A 19368-nucleotide genomic window follows, 5' to 3' on the forward strand; every position below is an offset into this window, starting at 1 on the left:
CCGCGGCCGGCACAGCACCTGCTCCCACCGCCCCCGAAACCGCCAGTGTCATCACTGCCACCGTCCTGCGCACACTCGTCACGCCTGCCCCTTTCCGATCTGATGGTTTGTCACGGCAGAGGCAGTGTGACGCGCGGGAGGGCTGTCACGCACGAGTACCAGGACTCATGACATCCGGACGCGACCGCGGGGGAAGGCCGGCTCCTGGTACTCCTCCTGTCAGGCCTGTGAGCGTCTACGCCGAGCAGACCGGTTGGCCAGCAGGAGACACACCCACACCAGGACGTGACAGGAGGACAGGGCGATGCTCGCTCCACTGGAGCCTTCGGTCACCCGCCAGGCCAGGAGCCCGACGGCCATGCAGAGCATCGGCCAATAGAGCCAGGTCCTCCACCGTGCGCCTGGCATGGTCCATGAGGGCGGTGTGCGTGAACCCGAACGCTGCCGCATCACGTCTCCTCTCCTGGGTCCCGTCCGCTTGTGCGGGCTTCTGTCCGTGAGGGGGCTTCGGTCCGGGTGCCGAAAGGTGACGGAGGGCAGGGAGCGGGAAACGGGCCGGCCAAGGACGGTGCCGGGTGAGGGGCGGTCAGGCAGGCGAGCGACCGGTGACGGCCGGCAAAGTCGTTGTCCTGATCCGGCGGTAGGTCCTGAAGCCGTACGCGGTCAACGCTGTCCAGATGACGGTACTGACCAGAGGCCACCACAGATCCCACCCCTGCTCGCCCCGGACGAGATTGACGACCCAGTTCACCGCCCAACTGACCGCAAGGACAAGCGCCGCCCACCTGGCCCACCGCCAGATCCGCATGGTTCCCCGGGCACGGGCTTCCTGTGGGCTCTGCTCGCCCTGCCGGGATCGTGTGTCATTCATACCTCTCCGCCTACCCCCTCCCGGCCCCTGTCCTCCTCCCCCTTCAGCAGAGGGGGCGGAAACAGGACGGGGAGGCCGAAAGGGCAAGGGGCTCGTCGGTGCGGTGTGCCAGGTGTGCCCGTCAGCGTTCTGAGCGCATGTCACGGTCTTCGAACGCGCGCCGGACCGCGGCGCCCTCGTCCTCGACCAGTCCCGAGGCGTCCGGCAGTTCGAGTGCGGCAGCGCAGTGCCCGCACAGCGTCCCGTGTGCGGCCGGGTCGGCGGGCCTGCTCCCGCAGGCCTTGCACATCGCCTGGTCATGGCCGGCGCGTCGGGTCTGCTGTTCTTCCATCAGTGCGTTCCTTCCCGGTGGGTGACGCCGGGTTCCGGGTCATTTCGACGTCGGGTTCCCTGGAAGGCGCGGGATCTATCAGTGGACGGGCTGATCGCCTGGGTTGGGCCGTTCGGCGGAGTCACCGTGTTCGCCCCGTACACCTCCCTCGGGCAGGACCTGCGGGGTGATCACGGCGAGTGAAGCCCTTGACCTCAGATCTGCTTGACGTCCCGGGCTGATCCATGTGAACACCGACAGGAAAACGGCGGCTGGCTTCGGACGGTGATCCCTGCCGCGCCGCCGGGCCCCGCCGATGAGTTCCCGGTGGTCGCGCAGTCCACCCATCGACACGAAGGGAGCGCACCATGCGTAAGATCATCGTTTGCACGTTCCTGTCGCTGGACGGCGTCATGCAGGCACCGGGCGGTCCGGACGAGGACGGCGAGAGTGGCTTCGAGCACGGCGGCTGGCAGAAGCCGGTGTCCGACGACGAGGTCGGCGCGGCCGTCGCCGGCTGGTACGGGCCCTCCGACGCGATGCTGCTCGGCCGCAAGACGTACGACATCTTCGCGGCGTACTGGCCGACCGCCGATCCCGGCAACCCGTTCACCGAGCGGATGAACAGCATGCGCAAGTACGTGGCGTCCCGGACCCTGACGTCCCTGGAGTGGGAGAACTCCACGCTGCTGGAGGGCGACGTCGCCGACGCCGTGCGCGAGCTGAAGGCGTCCGACGGCGGTGACATCAACGTCGTCGGCAGCGGCGACCTCGCCCAGACGCTCATGCGGCACCACCTGGTCGACGAGTACCGGCTGACCATCCATCCGGTGATCATCGGCACCGGCAAGCGGCTGTTCGCCGACGGAGCGGTCCCCACCGCTCTGGAGCCGGTCAGTGTCTCGACGACGAAGAGCGGCACCGTCGTCGGCGTCTACCGGCCGACCGGCAAGCCCGGCTACGACAGCTACTGACACCGTGTCCCGCGCGACGAGGGCGGCCGTGGGCCGTTCGCGGCTGACACGTCGCCTGTCGGCCGGCCCCGGGCGTGGGACTGGTGAGCTCGCATGTCGGGGTGTCGCGTACTCGACGGGCGGCGCCGGTTCCCTCACGGTGAGCGTTGAGCGGCCGGCCATGGTGTCCGCATGGTGACGGGCCGTGCGGGCCGTCAGGGGGTGGGACTAGGATCACCTGCTCATGGACACGGGCGCAGGAAGCGAAATGATCACCGTTCCGCGGGGGCAGGTGACGCTGTCGGACCGGCGGACAGAACGCAGTTGGTCGGTTGAGCTTGCGCCTTACCGACTGGCGGCGTTCCAGGTGACTGAGGCGCTGTACGCACAGATCACCGGGAAGCGGCCGGGAACCTCTCAGGGGGGCCGGTCACCCGTGGAGGGTGTTTCCTGGTGGGACGCGGTCCGGTTCTGCAACGCCCTGTCGCAGCGTGACGGGTTCACACCCGCCTATCGCTTTCCTGCCGGGGGTGAAGGCATCACGTGGGACCCGTCCGCCGACGGGTACCGGCTGCCGACCGAGGCCGAGTGGGAACACGCCTGCCGGGCCGGGACGACCGGACCGCGTTACGGGCCTCTCGACGAGGTCGCCTGGTATCGCGGCAACTCGCGGGAGCGAGTGCATGACGTGGGCGGCAAGCGGCCGAATCCGTGGGGTCTGTACGACATGCTCGGCAACGTCTGGGAGTGGTGCTGGGACGTCTACGACGCCGAGGTCTACGGCACCTACCGGGTGCTGCGCGGCGGTGGCTGGTTCGACGAGCACTGGAGCTGCCGGGCCTCCGTGCGCCGCCGTAGCCACCCGACCTTCCGAGTCGACGACGTGGGCTTTCGCATCGCACGGTCTGTCAGGGGCTGATCCTCACCGTGCGTGATCCCCAGGAGCGTATCGGCTCCGGGTTCCGCCGGCTTTCGTGACGAGGCGGGTGGCGGTCTTGTCGTGGTGGCCGAAGGCCTTTGTGACGACGGGGGCCGGGACTCGGAGGACGAGTTGGCGGATCGCGGAGGTCCTGCCGCGCCGGGGAGGGACGCCGATCCCGCGCAGATGGACTCGGAGGCCGACCGGGTTCATCGGCTGCCCGGGCCGGCGCCCGGGGAAGAGCAGGCGGGAGCTTCTGCTGCCGGCGTTCCGAAGCGGTCCGCGTCTTCGCGATCACCAGGACGGCGCGGCTGCCTGACAGCCGCGCCGCTCCTGACGCCGTCCCGTCGCACATAAGGTGGAGCCCATGACGTCAGCGGAGGAGAAGCCGCCGCGCGCGCTGCTCGCGGGGGCTTCGCGCCGGTGGGTACGGCTGCTGCCGTGGGGCGTGGCGTTCGTGCTGTGCGTCGCCCTGCTGCCCACCACCATCCAGGTGCTGACCGCCGACTACGGCCTGAACGGCGCCGTCGCGAGCGCGCTGGCCGTCGCGCAGTCGGCACCGCTGCTGCTCGCCGTCGTCCGCCCGTTGCAGGCCTGGTGCGTGATCTTCGCCGCGGACGTGGCCGGGGCGCTCGCCCTGCTCACCGTCGACTTCGAGGAGCGGCTGCTGTGGCCGTTCCCGCCCATGGGGATCGTCGGGTACATCGGCCTCTGCCTCGCCCTCGGCCTGCGCGAGTCGCGCCGGACGCTGGTGCTGGTGTGGCTGGCGACGGCGGGCGCGAACGTCGGCCTGGGATTCGTCTCGCCCCACGGCACCAGCGCCGAGAGCGTACTGCTCACCATCCTCGGCGGCGTCGCGCTCCTGCTCGCCGGTGCGCTCCGGGAGCGGTACGAGGCGCAGCGCAGGCTGGCGGAGCAGGAGACGATCAGCGAGGCCGAGCGCGGCCGGCGGACGCTGCTGGAGGAACGCGCCCGCATCGCACGCGAGCTGCACGACGTGGTGGCGCACCACATGTCCGTCATCACGGTGCAGGCGGACACCGCGGAGTACCGCCTCGACGGGCTGCCGCCGCACGTGCGGGAGGAGTTCACGTCGATCGCGGCGACCGCGCGCGAGTCGCTCGTCGAGATGCGGCGGCTCCTCGGCGTACTGCGGAACGAGGAGGCGCACGGCGAGCTCGCGCCCCAGCCGGGCCTGACGCGGATCGGGCAGCTGGTGGAGGCGACGGCGAGGGCGGGGATGCCGGTGGAGTTCACCCCCTGCGACGCCGACGTGCCCGAGGCGGTGGGCCTCTCCGCGTACCGCATCGTCCAGGAGGCCCTCGCGAACGTCGTGCGGCACGCTCCGGGTGCTCCGACGCAGGTCTCGGTGTCGGAGTCCGCCTCGCAGGACGGCGCGCGGCTCACCGTCCTCGTCGTCAACGGGCCACCGCCCGAGCCGCCCGCCGCGCCGCTCGAGGAGGGCGGCACCGGGCACGGCCTCGTCGGCATGCGCGAGCGGGTGCGGCTCGTCGGCGGCACCCTCGACGCGGGGCCGCTGCCGGACGGCGGCTTCCGGGTGGCGGCCCGGATCCCCCTGAACGGAAAGGACTCCACGTGACGACGCGCGTCATCATCGTCGACGACCAGGCCATGGTGCGGGCCGGCTTCGCCGCGCTGCTGGCCGCCCAGAGCGACATCGACGTGGTGGGCGAGGCCCCCGACGGCGCGCAGGGCGTCGAGCTGAGCCGGCGCACCCGTCCCGACGTCGTGCTGATGGACGTCCGCATGCCCGAGATGGACGGCCTCGAGGCCGCGCGCCGCATCCTCGCGCCACCGCCGGGGGGCGGGGACACAGCCTCGGGAGACCACCGGCCGCGCGTGCTGATGCTCACCACGTTCGACGTCGACGACTACGTCTACGAGGCGCTGCGGGCGGGCGCGAGCGGCTTCCTGCTGAAGGACGCGCCGCCGGCCGACCTCATCGCGGCGGTACGCGTCGTGGCCTCGGGCGACGCGCTGCTCGCCCCCTCCGTGACGCGCCGCCTCATCGCGGACTTCGCCCGGCAGCGTCCCGCCACCCGGGGCAGGCCCGCGCTGCGGCTCAAGGCCCTGACGGAACGCGAGACCGAGGTCCTCACCCTGGTGGCCCGCGGCCGGTCCAACGCGGAGATCGCGTCGGCGCTGGTACTGGCCGAGCAGACCGTGAAGACGCACGTGAGCCGCGTCCTCACCAAGCTCGACCTGCGCGACCGCGCCCAGGCGGTGGTCTTCGCATACGAATCGGGGCTGGTGACCCCGGGCGAGTAGGAGGGCCCCGGCACCGCGAGCCGCGTCGGGAACGGCCCCCTCACCGGCCGTGTGCCCGATCCCTGGCACAGCGCGGCGATGGAGCGAGGCACCGTCCACGCCGCGCCGGCGCGGGCCGGGGTGGTCGCCTCCCCGGGGCCCCGGCGGTGGCACCCGGCGGGCGACTCCCCCATCCGGCAGGATGACCGCCTCGGCGGGGTTGTGGCCCGGTCCCTGGCGCAGGGAATGACGGGACGAGGCTCCGTCCACGCCGCGCCGGCGCGGGCCGGGGCTGCCGTCCGCGGGTCCCGGGCGGCAGCCCGTGGCGGAGGGACCTGTTCCTCCTCCGCCCCCTACCGGGGTAGCACCTCCACCTTGGCTCCCGGGTATGACGCCCGGCGCGCAGCCGTCCCCGCACTCTCCACCCGACGGCAGAGAGAACCGCGAGAGGACGGAACATGAGGCTACGCAACGACAGGCGACGGAAGACGGACGACCGGCCGGAGGCACCGGCCGCCACCCCCGGGCCCGCCGTCGAACTGCGCGGTGTCCGGAAGCAGTACGGCCGCGGCGCGGGCTCCGTGCACGCCCTCGCGGGCATCGACCTCGCCCTCCCGCGCGGCACGTTCACCGCGGTCATGGGCCCGTCCGGGTCCGGCAAGTCCACCTTCCTGCAGTGCGCCGCCGGGCTCGACCGGCCGTCGGCGGGATCCGTGCGCCTCGGCGGTACGGAGATCACCGGGATGAACGAGAACGAGCTCACCGGGCTCCGCCGCAGCCGCATCGGCTTCGTCTTCCAGGCGTTCAACCTGCTGCCGTCGCTGACCGTGGAGCAGAACGTCCTGCTGCCCCTGCGCCTCGCCGGGCAGCGCCAGGACGGCCGTCGGGCGGCCGAGGTGCTCGCGCAGGTCGGGCTCGCCGACAAGGCGAAGCGCCGGCCCGGGGAGCTCTCCGGCGGGCAGCAGCAGCGCGTGGCCGTCGCCCGCGCCCTGGTCACCGGCCCCGACGTGGTGTTCGCCGACGAGCCCACCGGCGCCCTCGACACCGGCACCGCCGCCGAGGTCCTCGGCCTGCTCCGGCACGCGGTGGACACTCCCCCGAGCTCTCGGCTCCGCTCGAGCAGGGGGTACCCCCATGGCGCCACCGTCGTCATGGTCACCCACGACCCGGCCGCGGCCGCCTGGGCCGACCGCGTGCTGTTCCTCGCCGACGGCACCTTCGCCGGCAGCCTGGAGCGTGGTTCGGCGGAGCAGATCGCGGCGCGGATGGCGGTGCTCACCGGCCGCAAGGGTGCGACGGCGGGGGCCGCGGCATGAGGCTCTCCACCCCGAACGGCCTGGCCCGCGCGGCCGTCCGCTTCAAACCGGCGTCGTTCGCGGGGACCTTCCTCGCGCTGATGATGTCCGCACTGATCGTCTCGACCTGCGGAATCCTGCTCGAGACCGGCCTGCGCGCGACGGTGCCGCCCGAACGGTACGCGAAGACGCCTGTCGTCGTGGCGGCGGACCAGTACGAGTACATCGTCACGGGCAGCGGCGAGGACCGTGAGAAGGAGGCGGTCCCGCTGCCGGACACCGCACGGGTGGACGCCGGGCTGGTGGCGAAGGCCGCCGAGGCGCCGGGTGCGGCCACCGCCGTCCCGGACTTCACCTTCCCGGTGCGCACGGCGGACGAGGGTGCAGGCGCCGGTGCACGCGAACTGACCGTTCCGGGCGGCGTGCTCACCGCACACGGATGGGGCTCGCACACCTTCACCGGCACCGCGCTGACCACCGGCTCCGCGCCCCGCGAGGGCGAGGTCGTGCTCGACGCGGGTACGGCCCGCGCCGCGAGGGCCGCCGTCGGCGACGTCGTCGTACTGCAGACCGCCGCCGGGCGGCAGGGCTTCCGCGTGGCCGGGGTCGCCAGGGCCGGATCCGAGGACACCGCCCGGAACACCGGCGCCGCCGGCGCCCTGGTCTGGTTCGCCGACACCCAGGCCCCCACGCTCGCCGGCCACCCCGGCAAGGCCGACGCCATCGCCGTGCTGGCCGAGCGCGGGACCGATGCCGACGCCCTCGCCGACTCCGTGAAGAAGGCCCTGGCCGGCTCCGGAGCCCAGGTGCACACCGGCGACGACCGCGGTACCGCCGAGGACCCGGGGCTCGGGCACGCCAAGGAAGCCCTCTTCGGGATCGGCGGCTCCTTCGGCGGCATCGCCGCCGTCGTCGCGGTCCTCACCGCGGCCGGGACCGTGGCCCTGTCCGTGTCCCAGCGGGCCCGCGAATTCGCGCTGCTGCGCGCCGTCGGCGCCACCCCGCGGCAGGTCCGGCGCGCGGTCGCCTCCGAAGCACTGCTCGTCGCGCCGCTCGCCGGGATCATCGGCTGCCTGCCCGGCATCGGGCTCGCGCACTGGTGGTTCGGACAGCTGCAGGACCGCGGCGCGGTCCCGCAGGCCGTGGACCCGCACGTCTCCGCGTTTCCCCTCCTCGCCGCCGTCGGCATGGGACTGCTCACCGCCCTCACCGCCGGCTGGACGGCCGGGCGCCGGCCCTCGAGGATCAAGCCGGGACAGGCGCTCGCCGAGGCATCGGTGGAGCGGCTGCGGCCCGGCCTGATCCGTACGGTGCTGGGCATGGGCGCCCTCGTCGGCGGCGGGTTCCTCACCGGCCTCTCCGCCGGCTCCACGGGAGGTGACGCGGCCGGCGCCGCCCTCGGCGTCGTCATGCTGCTCATGCTCGCCGTCGCGCTGCTCGGCCCGCTGGTGGCGCGGCTGTGCGCGGGCCTGTTCGGCCTCCCGCTACGGGGCGCCGGCCCGGCCGCCCGGCTCGCGGCCGCCAACTCCCGTGCCAACGCACGCCGCCTCGCCTCCGCGATCACTCCGATCGTGCTCGCCATGGCCTTCGCCTCGACCCTCGTGTTCATGCATACGAGCGAGACCCACGCCGCCGACGAGCAGGTGCGCGCGGGCATCGTCGCGGACCACGTGGTGACGGCCCCGGCCGGGCTCCCGGTGGACGCGTCGGCACGGGCCGCCCGCGCGCCGGGTGTGGAGGCGGCCGTCGGCCTGCTCAACACGCAGGTGCTGGTACCGGTCGGCTCCGGCGAGTTCGAGTCACTGCGGGGCGCGGCGACCCAGGGCGTCACCGGCTCCGGTGCCGAGCTCGCGAAGGTGCAGGACCTGGACGTACGCGAAGGCAGTCTCCACCGGCTCGGCAAGGGCCGGATCGCCATCGACAAGACCCTTGCCGACTCGGCGGACGCCGGCGTCGGCGACCGGCTCCCGCTCCACCTTCCCGACGGCACCAAGGCCAGCCCCGAGATCGTCGCCGTCTACGGCCGCGGCCTCGGCCTGGCTACGGTGACCATGGACCGGGCGTCCCTGGCCGGGCACGTCACCTCGGGCTTCGACAGCGCACTGCTGGTACGGGGCGGCTCGAAGAAGTCGCTCACCGCCCTGGGCAGGGTCACCGACGCCTCCGGCTACGCCACCGAGCGGAACCTCGACGCCGAGCTGGGCGCCTGGACCAACATCACCATGGCCGCGGTCCTCGGCGGCTTCGCCGCCATCGCCGCCGTCAACACTCTGGTGATGACGGTCCTCGACCGCCGCCGCGAGCTGGGCACCCTGCGCCTCGTCGGCTCCACCCGGCGCCAGGTGCTGACGATGCTCGGTTGGGAGGGCCTGCTGGTCTCCACGGCAGGCACAGCCCTCGGCTCCGCGATCGCCGCGGCCACGCTCATCCCGATGATGCGCGGCATGACCGGCGAGGGGCCGTACGTGCCGCCGCTGGTGTACGGATCCTTCGCGGCCGCCGTCGGCGGCCTGGCACTGCTCGCGGTCACCCTGCCGGCACGAGCGGCGCTGCGCCGCCGGTCGTAGCGCATGCGTACCGGGGCAGCCGGCCTCACCGCGGCTCCCGCCCCGTACGGCCTCTCGGACCGCGGGCCGCAGAGCAGCGAGCGCGTCCTGGCGCGGTGCCCCTTGCCGGCGTCCGGCGCGGGCCCGAAACGACAGCGCTCCGCGCACGGCCGACCCCTCACTCGCACGGCAATGACGGAAAGGACGTTCATGACTGTGACTCTGGCTCCTCCGGCCCGCATCGGGAAGGCCGCTGTCGGTGCCCTCGGCATGCTGGCAGTCGCCACCGGTGCCCTGGAGTCGGTGGTGACGCCGACGCTCCCGCTCCTGCAACGCGAGCTGAACATGAGTCCGGCCGAAGGGGCGCTGCTCAGCGTCGTGCTCCTTGTCACCGGCGCGCTCGTCACACCGGTCGCGGGCAAGTTCGGCGACCGGTGCGGCGGAAAACGGGTCCTGATCCGGCTGATGGCTGTGGTCTGTACCGGTGGTCTGGTGTCCGCCCTGGCGCCGAACCTGCCGGTGCTGCTGCTCGGTCAGGTGCTGCAGGGCGCGATGGTGGGCGCATTGCCTCTGTCGTTCATTCTGGTGCGCGAACACCTCCCCGCGGAAGAGTCGAAGGTGGCCATCGGAGTGGTCAGCGGGCTGTTCGTGGGGGGCGGGACGGCGGGAACGCTGTCGGCCGGGCCCGTGGCGGAAGGGCTGTCCCGCCACTGGATGTTCGCGCTGCCGACGATCGTGGTCATCGCGGCCACCGTGCTGGTGAACAGGCTGATGCCGAACGATCCACCGGGCCGGTCGGACGACGCCGGGGTCGACTGGCCCGGCCTGGTCCTCTTGAGCGGGACGCTGCTCACGCTCGTGCTCGCGCTCGCGCTGGCGCCCGCCATCGGCTCGCAGCCACTCGTGCTCGGCGCCCTCGTCGTGGTTCTGGCCGCCTTCGTGACCGGATGGGCGGCCGTTGAGCGTCGTGCGGCCTCGCCGATGGTCGATCTGCGCATGCTGGCACGGCCTGCGATGTGGCAGTCGTGTGTGCTGACGTTCATGATCTGCGCCGGTACCTCGATGGCGGTCCATCTCGTCCCGCAACTGTTCGCGGTGTCCGCCGGCGATTACGGCTTCGGGGCCGACGCCACCGAGATCGGTTTCTTCCTGCTCCCCGGCGCCGTGGCCGCGTCGTTGGCCGGGCCGATGAGCGGGATCGGGGCACGGCGCTTCGGCTCGCGTGCCGTGGTCACCACCGGGACCGTCGTCCTGGCCGCCGCCCTGATCACCTTGTCAGCCGCCCACACCGAGGTCTGGCACCTCGTTGTCGGCAAGGCGCTGATCGCGCTTGCCAACGGTCTGTGCGTCACGGCGCTGGTGACCGGCACCGCCGCTTCCGTCGTTCGGAGCGACACCGGCATCGCCACCAGCCTGGTCCTGGTGACTCGCGTGATCGGTTTCGCCGTGGGCTCGCAGGTCGGTGGTGCGGTCCTCACCGCCGGGACTCCTTCCGGGTCGGACGTCCCGGCTGAATCGGCCTTCGTCACCGGCTTCGTCATCGCCGGCGCCGTCACGGCGCTGTCCCTGCTTGTCGTCCGCACCATGAGCAAAGGAGCCGGGGAATGACCCTCACCGATCAGCTGACGGACATCCGTACGACGCCGAGGCGCGAGGTCCTGATATCCGGGGCCGGCATCGCGGGTTCCGCCCTCGCGTTCTGGCTGAACCGCTACGGATACGCAGTCACGGTGGTGGAGAGGGCGGGCGCGCTTCGTGGTGGCGGTCACCCCATCGACGTGCGCGGCACCGCACTGGAGGTCGTCCGGAGGATGGGGATCCTGCCACAACTGCAGGACGCCCACATCGACGTGCGCCGGCTGACCTTCCTCGACGGGGACGGCAGTGAGGTGGCCTCGCTCCACCCGCACAGCGTCACCGGCGGTGTCACCGGACGGGACCTGGAGGTTCGGCGCGGGAATCTGACCGACGTCCTTCACACGGCGATCCGTGACGACGTGGAGTTCTTGTTCAACGACTCCATCGACGCCCTCGACCAGTCCGGCCACGGGGTCGACGTCACCTTCCACGGGGGCAGCAGGCGGACGTTCGACATGGTGTTCGGTGCGGACGGTCTGCACTCCCGTACCCGGGAGATGCTGTTCGGCCCCGAAAGGCAGTTCCACCGGTACCTCGGCTACTGCTTCGCCGTGTTCACCATGCGCAACGCCTTCGGGCTCTCCCACGAGACCGTGATGTGGAACGCCCCGGGCAAGGCCGCGGCTCTCTACGCCGTGGGGGGCGACGACGAAGTACACGCCTTCCTGAACTTCGCACGGCCGGAACCGCCGTTCGACGCCTTCCGGGACCCGGAAGCCCAACGAGACCTGATCGCCACGGTCTTCGCCGACGCGGGGTGGGAGGTCCCGGGGATGCTGGCCGCCATGCGCGACGCGAACGACCTGTTCTTCGACGCGGTCGGCCAGATCCGCATGCCCCGGTGGTCCAGCGGCAGGACGGCGCTGGTGGGCGACGCCGCGTACGCGCCCTCGTTCCTCACCGGTCAGGGCACCAGCCTCGCCCTCGTCGGCGCGTACATGCTCGCCGGTTCCTTGGCCGGCCGGGACCACGCCGCAGGCTTCGCTGCCTACGAACACGGCTCCCGTGCGTTTGTGACCGTGAACCAGGAGCTGGTCGGCGAGGGCGGTGCCACACTCCTCCCGACCACCGCCCGGGCCCTGGAACAACGCAACGACAGGCTGCGCGGTCTCAGCTCCATGCCTTCCACGGAGGGACGACCGGCCCATTCGGCCCTCGTCCTGCCCGAGTTCATGCCCCCGGCGTGAGACCGGTTGCGCGCACTGATGACGGGCGTGCCCGGCGACCGGGGCCGCACCCCGGCCTCGTTCCACTCGGCCAGGCGCCACCCCACACCCCCGGATCAACGGTCCCGGAGTGATCCAGCCACCTCGAAGATCATTTCGTTGGGAGTTCCTGGAGGCCCGCCACGCGATCTGCCGGATCATGCTGTAACGATCGGGCGGCACGCACCACTTCCCGGTGACGGACGAACCTGGAGGACGGAGGTGCACGCCGTGCCCGATGACGAGGCACGCTTCACCGCGATGTACGACGCCTGCCGACAACGCGTCTGGGCCTACGCGGTCAGCCGCGCGGGGCGGCAGGTGGCGGATGAGGTGGTGAGCGAGACCTTCACCGTGGCCTGGCGCCGTATCGGCGACATACCCCAGCCGCCGCTGCCCTGGCTGCTCGGCGTGGCCCGCAACGTCCTGCGCGACACCGGACGCGCCGAGGCCAGGCGCGCCTCGCTCGCCACCGAGCTGCGGGACTGGACGGACACGGTCGAGGGTGACATCGCCGACGACGTCGCCGACCGGATCGCGCTCCGGAACGCCCTGGCGTCCCTGAGCGACGAGGACCGCGAGGTGCTGGTCCTGGCCGCGTGGCAGGGGCTCACCCCCCGCGAGGCCGCCCGCGTCCTCGGCTGCACGGCCGCCACCATGCGCGTGCGGCTCCACCGTGCGCGTCGCCGGCTCGCCAAGGCGGTGGCGGTACGGGACGAGGCACCACCGGTGCGCCCCGGTGTCCGCCCCCTGGTCAGTACGGCAGGAGAGGAAGTGTGATGAAGCACGACGACCTGATGCGTCGGCTGGCCGACGCCCGCCCCGAACACCTCGCCCCCGACAGGCCGGTCGACCCCGAGGTCCGGCGGGCCGAGCTGCAGGGTGTGATGCGGCGGGCCCGAGAGCCGCAGGCGGCGCCGGTGAAGCGGGGAAGGAGCCGCGTCGGCGCGCGGCCGGCGTGGAGCGTGGCCCTGGCCGGCGCGGCGGCCGTGGCCGCCGCGGCCCTGGTCGTCACCACGGCCGGGCCGCCCGGCGAGGGACCGCGGCCCGGGGCGGGCGCGCCCGCCACCGACTTCTCCGCGTCCCGCATCCTGCTCGCAGCCGCCTCCGACGTCGAGAAGACGGAGGCGACCTCGGGCGCCTACTGGTACCAGGAGAAGCGCACGGGATCACTGCGAAGGGTCCCCGGCAAGGGCTACACGCTCGACGTCCGGCACGAGACCAGGACGTGGCTGACGAAGGGAACCGGCGAGCGCGACCGGCGCTGGACGCTGCACATCGACGCCGGGGCCCGGCCCGCCACCCCGGCCGACGAGGAGGCCTGGCGCGCCGACGGCTCGCCGAAGCGGTGGGACCTGACGGACCACGACCGGGCCCGGCGCGAGCGGAACGAGCCCGGGCGCGACGACGGCACGCCCCTCGGACCCCGGCCGGAGATCGTCACTTGGGACGGCGCGGGCGAGTTCGCGGGCGACGCCCCCGGTGGCGGGACGGACACGGTCTCGGCCGGGGCGGAGATCGACCTGACGGAACTGCAGTCGCTGCCCACCGACCCGGACCGGCTCCGCGAGCGGCTGGAGCGGATCGTCGACGATCAGTACAACGCGCCGCGGCACATCCTGCGGGAACTGCTCGGCCAGACGGCCGAGAACCTGGCCCTCGAGCTGCCGGTGTCGCCGCGGTTGCGGGCCGCGGCCTACCGGGTGCGTGCCTCGCTGCCGGGCGTGCGGGACATCGGCGAGGTCACCGACCGGTCCGGGCGCCCGGGTTACGCCGTGGAGATCGGGAGCCCGCGGCCCGGAGCGGAGAACAAGCGCCGCTTGATCTTCGACAAGGAGACCGGGCTGCCGCTGTCGGAGGAGTCGTACGCGACCTCGGCCGGCGACGGGCACCGGCCCGGAGAGCTCACCGGCTACACCACCTTCACGGTGATGAGGTGGACCGACCGGGCCCCGTCGTTCGACGAGGACTTCATGACCGGCGAACCGGGGCACCCGAACGCGGAGGCCGGCGTCGAGCCCACCGGCAGGCGCTGACCCCGACCGCACCTGCCCTGCCCCGTGCCCGCCTGTGCGGCGGGCACGGGGCAGGGCGTCGCGATCCCCCCGCCACGGCCCCCGCCGCTCGCGCACGAGCGGTGGGGCGGCAGGAGAGCGTGGTGGTCGGGGCGATCAGTGGAAGCGGCGGACGAAAACGTCCGACTTGCCGTTGGTGTCGCCGGGCACGATGTCGTCGGCCGTGGAATGGAAGACCACGTCGCGTCCACCGGCGCTGACCGCGTCGGTCCCGGCCGAGGCGGGCTGGTTCGAGACGATCGCGTCGGTGCCCGTCTCCAGGTCGCGCAGCACGAGCGACGGTCCGTTCGCGTCGTGCGGGGCGTACAGCAGATGGCGGCCGGTGGGATCGATGGCCACGCCCCGCGCGTTCGGCACCACTTGGTCGCTGCCCGAGCTCTCGTCGTGGATGTAGGTGTCGGAGCCCGAGAGGTAGACGACCTTGCTGCCGTCCTTGCTGAGCTGGACGAGCGTCGCCGCCTTGGACGGGCCCTCGACCGGGCCGGAGGAGGTGCCGTCGGTCCGGTCCCACACGAAGACGTCCTCCGCCCGACCGTCCTGGTAGGCGACGAAGCGGCCGTCGCCGCTGATGGACGGCCGGGCCGAGACGGTGTGACCGAACTCGGCGACGGTCTCCGTGGTGTCGGTGCGCCAGTCCCGTACCTCGATGCGCTGCCGGGACGGCGGTCGGTTGAAGGTGGCGGCCTGGGCGATGGAGCGGCCGTCCGCGCTCAGCGACGGCTGGCCGCAGCCGAGGCCCGGACAGTTGACGCCGATCGTGCTTCCCGAGCTCACCTGGGACAGGAAGACCTTCGTGTCCCTGAACAGCAGCCCCCACAGGACAACGTACTGCCCGTCCCCGCTGATCACCGGGCGCTGGATCGGAGGGGCGGTGGTGCTCATCAGCGTGGTCTGGCTCGTCCACCGGTCGCGGACGAACACCCTTTCCCATGTCACCGGGTTGGCGGATGTGAGGTTCTTCGCCGACGACGAGAAGGCGATACGCCGGCCGTCGGTCGTGATCGTGGCGCCGGCGGAGTCGCCGTCGCCCTGGGTGCCGTCGGTCGCGACACTGATCCGCTCGACCCCGGCTCCGCTGTCGCTCGCGACGCCCGGCACGGTCATGGGCTCAGCCGAAGCGGCTCCGGGCAGCACCGCCGTGACCGCGCAGACCACGACCGCGGTGCTCAAGGCGGCCCGCACACGTCTGGTGGCGCTCCGTTCCGCGTTTCTCATTTTCCCCCCAGGGACAGGACATGGTCCTTCTCCCCGGTTCCCCACCGGAGAGCCACAAGCATGCAACCGCCATGGCGCTGTGGGGTCAATGCGTCGCATGACTGTCGAGAGGCACGGTTCCGGTCAGGTGGGAGCGGTCCGGACCGTCGGCAGCGGCTCGCGGAAAGCGGCGGCGCTCAGGATGACCCTCCGTAGCAGGAGACGATCGCGGCGGCGCGGTTGCGCAGGGAGGTGCGCAACCACTGCGGGGCCAGGGCTTCCGCGTCCGCGGTGAGCTGCCACAGCGCCCATTCGGCGTGCCGGGGATCCTGGAAGGTCACCTCCAGCCGCAGCCAGCCGTCCGCATCGGGTTCCTCGACGCGGACGGCCAGCGCGGTGTCCACCAGTTCCTCCCGCCGCGCCGGGTTCACCCGTACCCGCACGGTGACCTGGTCGCCGTCGGACAGGAACTGCGCGCAGCGTTCCCGCCAGATCCGGTCCAGATCGATCCGGTCGGGTCGCTGTGCCGGTTCGGGGAGCTGCTCGGCGGCCGACACCCGCGACAGCCGGTAGGTGCGGTCCGCGCCGGATCTCGTGGCCAGCAGGTAGCCCCGGTCGCGTACGGTGACCAGGCCGACCGGGTCCACCGTGCGCCATTGCGGTGCCTGACCCGTGGCCGCGTAGTGGATGCGCAGCTTGCGTCCGGCGAGCACCGCGCGCCTGACCTCGCTCATCGTGGTGCCGGGCACCTCCTCGGTGACCAGTCGGCGTGAGAGCAGGTCGGTCTCCGGGTCGACGAGGAATCGCCGGGCGGCGTCGCTCGCGGTGGCCCGGTGGCTTTCGGGCAGCGCGTCGACCACCTTGCGCATGGCCGAAGCGAGCGCCGGGCCGAGGCCGAACACCTGCTCGCCGCGCCCCGATCCGGCGGTCAGCAGGGCGAGGGCCTCGTCGTGGTTCAGTCCGGTGAGATCGGTCCGGAAATCGGGCAGCAATGCGAACCCGCCGTGCCGGCCGCGTTCGGCGTAGACCGGGACGCCGGCCGCGGACAGCGCCTCGATGTCGCGCAGCACGGTGCGGGTGGACACCTCCAGCTCGCGGACCAGCGCGGCCGCGGTCAGCCGACCGTGCCGGCGCAGCAGCAGCACCAACGAGATCAACCGGTCGGCACGCACACGAGAACGCTAGCGAATACATGACCAAGGATGTCGTGCTTCACGGAGAGGCTTGCCGACGTGATGCCGAAGGCGGTGGCCACCGGGCCTTCGGACGTACGTACTGCCGATGGATCGAATGGAGCTGATGCGGTGATGGAGCGGTCAACGGTCAACCCGTGGACGTGGTCGGTGGAGATGGGTTGCAGCCAGGGCGAGATCGTCTCCGGGCACACGCGAACCCTGTACTGCTCCGGGCAGACCGCGATGAGCGACGAGGGCGAGCCCCGGCACGCCGGTGACATGGCGGCGCAGTTGGCGCTGACCACCGACAACCTGGAGGCCGTGCTCGGCGAGGCCGGCATGTCCCTCGCGGACCTGGTCCGGCTCAACGTCTACACCACCGACGTCGACCGGCTCCTCGAGCACTACGGTGTACTGGCGTCGCGCTTGGGCGCCGCCGGGGTGGCGCCGACCACCACGATGCTCGGGGTGACACGGCTGGCGGTCCCCGGCCTGATGGTCGAGCTCGAGGGGACCGCGGTCGCGTGAGGCGGCCTCGCCGCCTCCGGTAGGGCTGCCGGTCGAACCGGACGCGAGCAGCAGGCAGGAAGGACTCCCGGCACTCAGGAGGGGGACGCTCCGCGCCCACGGCCCCGACGGCGAGTCCTTCCTGCAACGACCGCGGTACGCGGACGTCCGCCTGCCGCTCGGCGTACGCCGGCGCCGCGGTGCCCGCGGCATGCGTGACAGGCGTCCTGGCCCAACGGTCTTGACCACCCCTCAGCGTCAGGAGCCCGGCTGCCCTGCGGGCCGCTCCGCCGCGAGCCGCGAGCCCGGGAGTGGTCTGATCACCTCAGCCTCACACGTCGTCACGAACCGGTCCCGGCGCTGCCGGAAGCCTCCGGGCAGGTCCTCTCGCGGAGCCGTTGGTGAGGGTGCGGGCCCGCACCGTCCGGGCGCCACTCCGAGCCGTGGATGCCGAGCCCCCGTCGGGAACCTCGCCGTGGAGCCTTCGGAGGAACGGTGGCACACGGAGGACCGGCCTCACCGGTCAACCGGAGACCACTCATGTTGATCTTGTGCAGCTTTACGGTCGACCGTATGGAACCCGGACGGGGCCGCCCATCTCGCCGTGTGGCACCTGTCGGCTCCGTGATAGCACAGGGCGATCAGACAGAAAGGGCCTACGACCTCATGGGTATCTTCAGCCGCCGCCAGACAGCCGTCATCGAGCCGACGCCGACTGCCGGTACCAGTACGCCCACTGCGGAGGCCTGGGGCACCGGTGTCGCGCTGGATCCGGCACTGCGGGCGCTGACCGGGCGATGGACCATCGACCGTCCGCACAGCCGCATCGGATTCTCCGTCCGGCACGCGATGGTGACGACGGTACGGGGAGCTTTCACCGACTACGACAGCACACTGTACTTCGACGGGGCGCGGCCCTCCGAGTCGCGTGCCGAGCTCGTCATCCGGGTCGCCAGCGTCGACACGGGCGTGGAACAACGGGACGCGCACCTCATCGGCGCCGACTTCTTCGACGTGCGGCGCTACCCGGAGATGGTGTTCCGCAGCACCTCCACCGTCCACGAGGGCGGGGAGAGCTTCCGCATGACGGGAGACCTGACCATCCGCGACGTCACCCGGCCCGTCGACCTGCAACTCGACTACCTCGGCTCGGTCCTGGATCCGTTCGGTTACGAACGAGCCGGCTTCGACGGCACCACCACCATCGACCGCACCGAGTGGGGCCTGGTCTACAACCAGCGCCTCAAGAACGGCGGCGCCATGGTGAGCGAGAAGGTCCGGTTGCAGTTCGACATCTCCGCGATCCGGTCCACCTCGTAGCTTCTCCGGGGGACGTGGTCGCCCGGGGAAATCCGCGGACCACCGTCATGATGACCGCGGCGTACCGGGCCGCGCGCCTCGGGGGCGGCCCGGTACGCCGGGGGTCTTGTCCGTGGGCCTCGCCGCCGGTCACCCAGGAGGCGCCGATTCCGGCGGCCGGCGCGGCCTCGGTCCGGTGGCACGAGGAGTTCGAAGTGCCCGTGGGCAGCGAGTGTTCCAGGAGCGCACCGCCACGTGGCGGTGCGCTCCTGGAACACTGAGGCTTCCCCGGTCCCTTCGCCCGCCCTCAGGATCTGCCGGATGATCCGCACGAGCCGTTCACGGTCACGCGGTCCTGCCGGCTCGTCCCAGGCGGAGTGCGGAGACGAGGAAGAAGACCCCGCCGAGGAAGGCGTAGCCGGCCAGGGCGCCCAGGGAGGCGTCGTCCTTGCCGGCCTGCGCGACGAAGGAGGCTCCGGCGAGGGTGGAGACGGCGCCGCTGACGATCATCGGCCACTGTCCCCCCATGCCGCGTCGCAGGACGCCGACGACCAGCTGGACGAGACCCGCGGTGATCGCCCAGGCGCCCCAGACGCGGAGGACGGCCGGGATGCCGGAGGACGAGGCGGCGACCAGACCTGCGGCGGTGAGGGTGCTGAGCACGATGTTCGCGTGGAGACCGCGCACCGGTCCGCGGTTCGCCCGGGCGGACCTGACGTCGGCGACCGCGCACGCCACGTCGAACAAGGGGTAGATCACCAGCAGCGTCGCACCGAGGGTGTCCAGGGTGCGCGCGGAGGTGAACAGCAGGGCGGCCCATACGGCGGCGAACGCGAAGCGCAGGAAGTACAGGCGGCGCAGCGCTGCGGAAGTGCTCGCGGCAGGGGCGGGGGCGGCGACGGAGCTGTCCATGAGGGCTTCTTTCTGTTCGGTGGGAATGGCGTGCGGCGAGCGCGGCGGAGCGTCGGGCGCCGTGTGCGGCGCGGACGCGCCCGACCGTCCGCCGTGGGCCGTCCACCTCATGAGGGAGAACGTTCGGTCTCGCTTCTCATCCAAAGACGTCCGCCCTCCCCTGTCAAGACCGAACGTTCTCCCTCATCGGCTGGTACGGTG

General features: G+C 72.2%; 16 protein-coding genes. 12 read left to right on the forward strand and 4 right to left on the reverse strand.

Going from position 1 to position 19368, the window contains the following annotated elements; genetic code table 11:
- Positions 1–992 precede the first annotated feature (992 nt).
- Positions 993–1202, reverse strand: a complete 210-nt coding sequence (locus tag GL259_RS03460; protein ID WP_159529053.1) for a hypothetical protein — start codon at positions 1200–1202, stop codon at positions 993–995.
- Between the two features lie 347 nt (positions 1203–1549).
- On the opposite strand from GL259_RS03460, the gene GL259_RS03465 reads away from it, so the two are divergent.
- The 10 genes from GL259_RS03465 to GL259_RS03510 all read left to right on the forward strand — a co-directional run bounded on the left by GL259_RS03465 (position 1550) and on the right by GL259_RS03510 (position 14041).
- On the forward strand, positions 1550–2155 hold the full coding sequence (locus GL259_RS03465; protein ID WP_159529055.1) for a dihydrofolate reductase family protein: 606 nt from the start codon (positions 1550–1552) through the stop codon (positions 2153–2155).
- A 223-nt stretch (positions 2156–2378) separates the two neighbouring features.
- Positions 2379–3053 (forward strand): SUMF1/EgtB/PvdO family nonheme iron enzyme, encoded by a 675-nt coding sequence (locus GL259_RS03470; RefSeq protein WP_159529057.1) that lies wholly within the window; start codon positions 2379–2381, stop codon positions 3051–3053.
- A 367-nt stretch (positions 3054–3420) separates the two neighbouring features.
- Complete coding sequence (locus GL259_RS03475) at positions 3421–4653, forward strand: histidine kinase (protein WP_159529059.1); 1233 nt, start codon at positions 3421–3423, stop codon at positions 4651–4653.
- Positions 4650–5342: a response regulator transcription factor gene (locus GL259_RS03480; RefSeq protein ID WP_159529061.1), complete on the forward strand. Its 693-nt coding sequence runs from the start codon at positions 4650–4652 to the stop codon at positions 5340–5342. Before GL259_RS03475 ends, GL259_RS03480 begins: the two co-directional genes overlap by 4 nt.
- 437 nt (positions 5343–5779) lie before the next feature.
- Positions 5780–6637, forward strand: a complete 858-nt coding sequence (locus GL259_RS03485; protein WP_159529063.1) for an ABC transporter ATP-binding protein — start codon at positions 5780–5782, stop codon at positions 6635–6637.
- Positions 6634–9183 (forward strand): FtsX-like permease family protein, encoded by a 2550-nt coding sequence (locus tag GL259_RS03490; RefSeq protein ID WP_159529065.1) that lies wholly within the window; start codon positions 6634–6636, stop codon positions 9181–9183. Before GL259_RS03485 ends, GL259_RS03490 begins: the two co-directional genes overlap by 4 nt.
- Positions 9184–9372: 189 nt before the next feature.
- Positions 9373–10770, forward strand: coding sequence for an MFS transporter (locus GL259_RS03495; RefSeq protein WP_159529067.1), 1398 nt, complete (start codon positions 9373–9375; stop codon positions 10768–10770).
- A complete protein-coding gene (locus GL259_RS03500) occupies positions 10767–11987 on the forward strand; it encodes an FAD-dependent monooxygenase (RefSeq protein WP_159529069.1) in 1221 nt (406 codons plus the stop codon). Before GL259_RS03495 ends, GL259_RS03500 begins: the two co-directional genes overlap by 4 nt.
- A gap of 249 nt (positions 11988–12236) precedes the next feature.
- Entirely contained in the window at positions 12237–12785 is a 549-nt protein-coding gene (locus GL259_RS03505) for a sigma-70 family RNA polymerase sigma factor (RefSeq protein WP_243762233.1), read from the forward strand.
- Positions 12785–14041 carry a CU044_5270 family protein gene (locus tag GL259_RS03510; protein WP_159529071.1) on the forward strand — a complete coding sequence of 419 codons (1257 nt, stop codon included), beginning with the start codon at positions 12785–12787 and terminating at the stop codon, positions 14039–14041. The genes GL259_RS03505 and GL259_RS03510 overlap by 1 nt, the downstream gene beginning before the upstream one ends.
- A 135-nt stretch (positions 14042–14176) precedes the next feature.
- Here the strand turns inward: GL259_RS03510 and GL259_RS03515 are convergent, their stop codons facing one another.
- Positions 14177–15250, reverse strand: coding sequence for a hypothetical protein (locus tag GL259_RS03515; RefSeq protein ID WP_243762234.1), 1074 nt, complete (start codon positions 15248–15250; stop codon positions 14177–14179).
- 221 nt (positions 15251–15471) lie between these two features.
- Positions 15472–16446: a WYL domain-containing protein gene (locus tag GL259_RS03520; RefSeq protein ID WP_159529075.1), complete on the reverse strand. Its 975-nt coding sequence runs from the start codon at positions 16444–16446 to the stop codon at positions 15472–15474.
- A 135-nt stretch (positions 16447–16581) separates the two neighbouring features.
- On the opposite strand from GL259_RS03520, the gene GL259_RS03525 reads away from it, so the two are divergent.
- Positions 16582–16977, forward strand: a complete 396-nt coding sequence (locus GL259_RS03525) for a RidA family protein (protein ID WP_159529077.1) — start codon at positions 16582–16584, stop codon at positions 16975–16977.
- 645 nt (positions 16978–17622) lie between these two features.
- Complete coding sequence (locus GL259_RS03530; protein ID WP_159529079.1) at positions 17623–18276, forward strand: YceI family protein; 654 nt, start codon at positions 17623–17625, stop codon at positions 18274–18276.
- A gap of 324 nt (positions 18277–18600) precedes the next feature.
- On the opposite strand, the gene GL259_RS03535 is transcribed toward GL259_RS03530, so the two are convergent.
- Positions 18601–19167 (reverse strand): hypothetical protein, encoded by a 567-nt coding sequence (locus GL259_RS03535; RefSeq protein ID WP_159529081.1) that lies wholly within the window; start codon positions 19165–19167, stop codon positions 18601–18603.
- Positions 19168–19368 lie beyond the last annotated feature (201 nt).

The sequence above is a fragment of the Streptomyces sp. Tu 3180 genome (assembly GCF_009852415.1).
Lineage (GTDB): Bacteria > Actinomycetota > Actinomycetes > Streptomycetales > Streptomycetaceae > Streptomyces.

What these genes read in the sequence shown, in the direction of transcription:
- GL259_RS03475 (WP_159529059.1), top strand. Translation starts at nt 3,421, where the DNA reads ATGACGTCAGCGGAGGAGAAGCCGCCGCGCGCGCTGCTCGCGGGGGCT.
- GL259_RS03490 (WP_159529065.1), top strand. Translation starts at nt 6,634, where the DNA reads ATGAGGCTCTCCACCCCGAACGGCCTGGCCCGCGCGGCCGTCCGCTTC.
- GL259_RS03495 (WP_159529067.1), top strand. Translation starts at nt 9,373, where the DNA reads ATGACTGTGACTCTGGCTCCTCCGGCCCGCATCGGGAAGGCCGCTGTC.
- GL259_RS03530 (WP_159529079.1), top strand. Translation starts at nt 17,623, where the DNA reads ATGGGTATCTTCAGCCGCCGCCAGACAGCCGTCATCGAGCCGACGCCG.
- GL259_RS03535 (WP_159529081.1), bottom strand. Translation starts at nt 19,167, where the DNA reads ATGGACAGCTCCGTCGCCGCCCCCGCCCCTGCCGCGAGCACTTCCGCA.
- GL259_RS03500 (WP_159529069.1), top strand. Translation starts at nt 10,767, where the DNA reads ATGACCCTCACCGATCAGCTGACGGACATCCGTACGACGCCGAGGCGC.
- GL259_RS03470 (WP_159529057.1), top strand. Translation starts at nt 2,379, where the DNA reads ATGGACACGGGCGCAGGAAGCGAAATGATCACCGTTCCGCGGGGGCAG.
- GL259_RS03510 (WP_159529071.1), top strand. Translation starts at nt 12,785, where the DNA reads ATGAAGCACGACGACCTGATGCGTCGGCTGGCCGACGCCCGCCCCGAA.
- GL259_RS03465 (WP_159529055.1), top strand. Translation starts at nt 1,550, where the DNA reads ATGCGTAAGATCATCGTTTGCACGTTCCTGTCGCTGGACGGCGTCATG.
- GL259_RS03460 (WP_159529053.1), bottom strand. Translation starts at nt 1,202, where the DNA reads ATGGAAGAACAGCAGACCCGACGCGCCGGCCATGACCAGGCGATGTGC.
- GL259_RS03485 (WP_159529063.1), top strand. Translation starts at nt 5,780, where the DNA reads ATGAGGCTACGCAACGACAGGCGACGGAAGACGGACGACCGGCCGGAG.
- GL259_RS03525 (WP_159529077.1), top strand. Translation starts at nt 16,582, where the DNA reads ATGGAGCGGTCAACGGTCAACCCGTGGACGTGGTCGGTGGAGATGGGT.